The organism is Streptomyces sp. NPDC005803 (assembly GCF_040630435.1).
Classification (GTDB): domain Bacteria; phylum Actinomycetota; class Actinomycetes; order Streptomycetales; family Streptomycetaceae; genus Streptomyces.
Genome location: NZ_JBEXXO010000067.1, coordinates 1 through 3539, shown reverse-complemented (window position 1 = coordinate 3539; position 3539 = coordinate 1). Strand labels below are relative to the sequence as shown.

Here is a 3539-nt window from a genome sequence, read left to right as displayed (position 1 = left end):
CCCGAGGAGTACCCGACCGACGTCTACGTGCTGCCCAAGCACCTCGACGAGAAGGTCGCCCGTCTCCACCTGGACGCGCTCGGCGTGAAGCTCACGACGCTCCGCCCCGAGCAGGCCGCGTACATCGGTGTCGAGGTCGAAGGCCCGTACAAGTCCGACCACTACCGCTACTGACACCCTCACCATCTGCGACGGCCCGTCGGTGACCAGGCATCCCACCACCGGTCGATGACGACCGGCCACCGGCGGACCCCGCAGTGTCTGCGGACGCGCGCGCGTCCGCAGACCCGGTGACTCAGCAGCAGCTACGAACGCAGGCCCCCGCACCCCCGTGCCGGGGGCCTGCGCCGTACCGCACCCGCACAGCCCGAGGAACCCGAAGGACCCCATGCCACGCGGCCGATATTCGCTCCACGATCTCCACGACCACACCCCCCTCGGTGAAGAACACTTCCACTGCGCGCCCGGCCCGTCCGGCTGGCGTTACGTCTCCCAGACGACCGCCCCGTCCGGCGATCACCTCGGATCCGTGGACCTCACCCTCGACGAGCTCGGCCGCCCCATTCGTCTCGAACTGCATGCCGCGAGCTGGCAGGTCCGCGGCGCCGCCCTCGAAGGCGTCACCTGGGTGCGCACCGACCCGAGCGGCACCCACGCCACCGAAGGCAATGTCCGCGCCCACGCCTTCAGCGGCACGTCCCCCGCCTTCCTCATCGCCACCGCACGGTTGCTGCGTCTCACCCCCGCTTCTCCGCCGACCCGACTCCGCGTCGTCACCTTCACGGACCCGGTGCTCGCCCCCCGTACCGTCGACCAGTCCTGGGCCCTGGTGAACAGTGAAGCGCACCCCACTGACAACGGCCCCCTGACTGTGGACGCGTACCAGGTCAGCGCCCTGGACACCGGCGAGCAGCACACCGTCCACATCGCCGGCGACGTGGTCCTCTCGGCCCCCGGCATCGAGCTCGAGGACCTGGAATCCCCGCCTTCGGACCGCTAGGACGGGCCGGCCGGGCCCGTGGACCGGGCAGCCCTTACGCGGGCGGGGCGAATCCGGTGGAAGGTGGCCGCACCGCGTCCACCTTGGGAGCCGCTGCCGTCCCGTCCGGCTCGGCAGGACGGACCGTGGACACCTGCGCAGGCGCGGCCGGGGGCGCGAGGGCGGAATGAGTCTGGGGAAGAGGGTGAGCCGCAGGCGCCGCAGCGGAGGCCGCACCGAACGCCCGGCGCGCGTCACGCGCCTGCCGTTCGTTCACCACGGCGGCCAGGAACGCGGCGGCAGGAACCCCGGCGGGCGCCGGAACCCCGGTCCGGGCGGCGATGTCTCCGGCCAGCCGCTCAGACATGTCCCGCCCCACGACGGCATCGAGCTGGTGCATCCGCGTCAGGTACTGCCGCACGGCAAGCCACAGATCGTCCGGGACGGCCGACAGATCGAGTCCGGCGAACCGCCCGACCAGCCACGGCGGCGGAGGCGGAACGGCTGCGGCTCTGCCCGCCGGCACCCGCTCCCGTACGACGAGCGTCCCCGCGAAGACATCCCCGAGCCGCCGTCCGCGCGCGGACACCAGCGACGCGACGGAGGCGACCACGCCGAGCGTCGCCAGGATCTCCACCACCCCCATCGCCCCGCGCACCAGCGCATGCCGGAACCGGATCGGCCCCCCGTCGTCCCGCACCACCCGCAGCCCGCACGCCAGCTTGCCCAGGGAACGGCCATGGCTGAGCGTCTCCACCGCGATGGGCGCCCCCACCAGAACAAGCAGAAACGTCGCGACGGTCACCGCCGCCACCGCTGCCTCGTCCAGCGTGGCCGTCGCGACGGCCACCCCGATCGACACGAGCACGAACACCGTTCCCACCGCCACCAGATCGATGACCAGAGCCAGTGCCCGGCTCGGCAACTTCGCCGGTCGCAACCCCAGCACGACCGCGTCCCCGGTCACCAGCTCACTCATCGCCGCCCGCCCTTCGCCGAACATCCCTGCCCCTCGGGGCCACAGTCTGCCAAGCTGACCCGCGACGCGCCGCAGTTGTACGCACCCGTACACACCCCGCCAGGAGCAGCAGCCGACCATGGACCTCGACGTCTTCGTCAACGCCCACCGCATCGAGTGGGACCGTCTGGACCACCTCCTGCACCGCGGGCGCAAACTCACGGGTGCGGAAGCCGACGAACTGGTCGACCTCTACCAGCGCACGGCCACCCACCTCTCCTTGATCCAGTCCAGTGCCCCCGACCCGCTGCTCACCGGGCGCCTCACCCAGCTGGTGGCCCGGGCCCGCTCCACGGTGACCGGCACCCGCCGCGCCTCCTGGCGCGACGCGGCGCATTTCCTCACGGCGGGATTTCCCGCAGCGGTCTACCGCTCCAGGCACTGGTGGATACCGACCGCAGTCCTCTCCGCGCTCCTGGCCGCGCTGATGGGCTGGTGGATCGGTACCCATCCGGAGGTGCAGTCGGCCATCGCCGCACCGGAGGACCTCCGCCGTCTGACCAGCCCGGGAGGCGAGTACGAGACGTACTACTCCAGCCACCCGGCGGCCTCGTTCGCCGCCCAGGTCTGGACGAACAACGCCCAAGCCGCCGCGATGTGCCTGGTGCTCGGCGCCTTCCTCTGCGTCCCGGTGATCTGGATCCTCTTCGTGAACGTGCTCAACCTCGCCGTGGGCATCGGTCTGATGTCCTCGGCAGGCCGGCTCGACACCTTCCTCGGCCTGATCCTTCCGCACGGCCTGCTGGAACTGACGGCGGTCTTCGTCGCGGCCGGAACCGGTCTCCGCCTGGGCTGGACGGTCATCGACCCGGGCCCGCACACCCGCCGCACGGCCCTGGCCCAACAGGGCCGGGCCGCCATCGGCATGGCCATCGGCCTCGCCCTCGTCCTGTTCGTGTCGGGTGCCATCGAAGGCTTCGTGACCCCTTCCGGCCTCCCGACCTGGGCGCGTATCGGGATAGGGATCGCCGCTGAGCTGGCCTTCCTCGCGTACGTCTACCTCCTGGGCGGCCGGGCAGCCCGAGCCGGCGACGCGGGCGACATCGCAGCGGCCGAACGGAGCGCCGAGCTGCCTGTGGCCGCCTGATGTGCGCACGGCCCCGCTGACCTGCTAGTCTCCTCTGCGCCCCAGGAAACCGTTGACACGGTGGGCTGGGGGAGGTAGATTTTAACGGTTGAGTCGGACTGGACAGGTTCGAGTCCGACCGCTAGATTTACCCCGCTCTCGCCGGAGATTGAGTTTCCGCGGAGCCATCGATTCACATACTCCGGAACATAAAGCCGATTATTTCGGCCGCATTGCTTCTGATAAAGTCGAATCAGCCGAAAGGCAAGGCCACTTCAACGGCCACTGGAACTCAAATCGGCGGAAACGGAACGAATTGGTTCTGGTAAGGTTGGAACCGCTGGAAAGGAAAACGCGAAAGCGGTCTCCTCGAAAGCAATCCCCGCTTCGACCGGGAATCGGACACGAAAGAGTCTGATAGAGTCGGAAACGCAAGACCGAAGGGAAGCGCCCGGAGGAAAGCCCGAGAGGGTGAG

Annotated in this window: 4 protein-coding genes; 3 read left to right on the top strand and 1 reads right to left on the bottom strand. The window is 69.9% G+C overall.

The features are described from left to right. Both ABZ454_RS38665 and ABZ454_RS38660 read left to right on the top strand, forming a co-directional pair. Nucleotides 1-174, top strand: a 174-nt coding sequence (locus tag ABZ454_RS38665; RefSeq protein WP_359544106.1) for an adenosylhomocysteinase, incomplete at its 5' end; no start/stop codon positions are given. 214 nt (nucleotides 175-388) lie between these two features. Beyond that, on the top strand, nucleotides 389-1000 hold the full coding sequence (locus ABZ454_RS38660; RefSeq protein ID WP_356326059.1) for a hypothetical protein: 612 nt from the start codon (nucleotides 389-391) through the stop codon (nucleotides 998-1000). Nucleotides 1001-1034: 34 nt separating this feature from the next. On the opposite strand, the gene ABZ454_RS38655 is transcribed toward ABZ454_RS38660, so the two are convergent. Next, nucleotides 1035-1958 (bottom strand): RDD family protein, encoded by a 924-nt coding sequence (locus ABZ454_RS38655; RefSeq protein WP_359544105.1) that lies wholly within the window; start codon nucleotides 1956-1958, stop codon nucleotides 1035-1037. A gap of 118 nt (nucleotides 1959-2076) precedes the next feature. On the opposite strand from ABZ454_RS38655, the gene ABZ454_RS38650 reads away from it, so the two are divergent. Then, the gene (locus ABZ454_RS38650; RefSeq protein WP_359544104.1) at nucleotides 2077-3084 is read left to right on the top strand and encodes a stage II sporulation protein M; all 1008 of its coding nucleotides are present in this window, start codon (nucleotides 2077-2079) and stop codon (nucleotides 3082-3084) included. The last annotated feature ends 455 nt before the right edge of the window (nucleotides 3085-3539 follow it).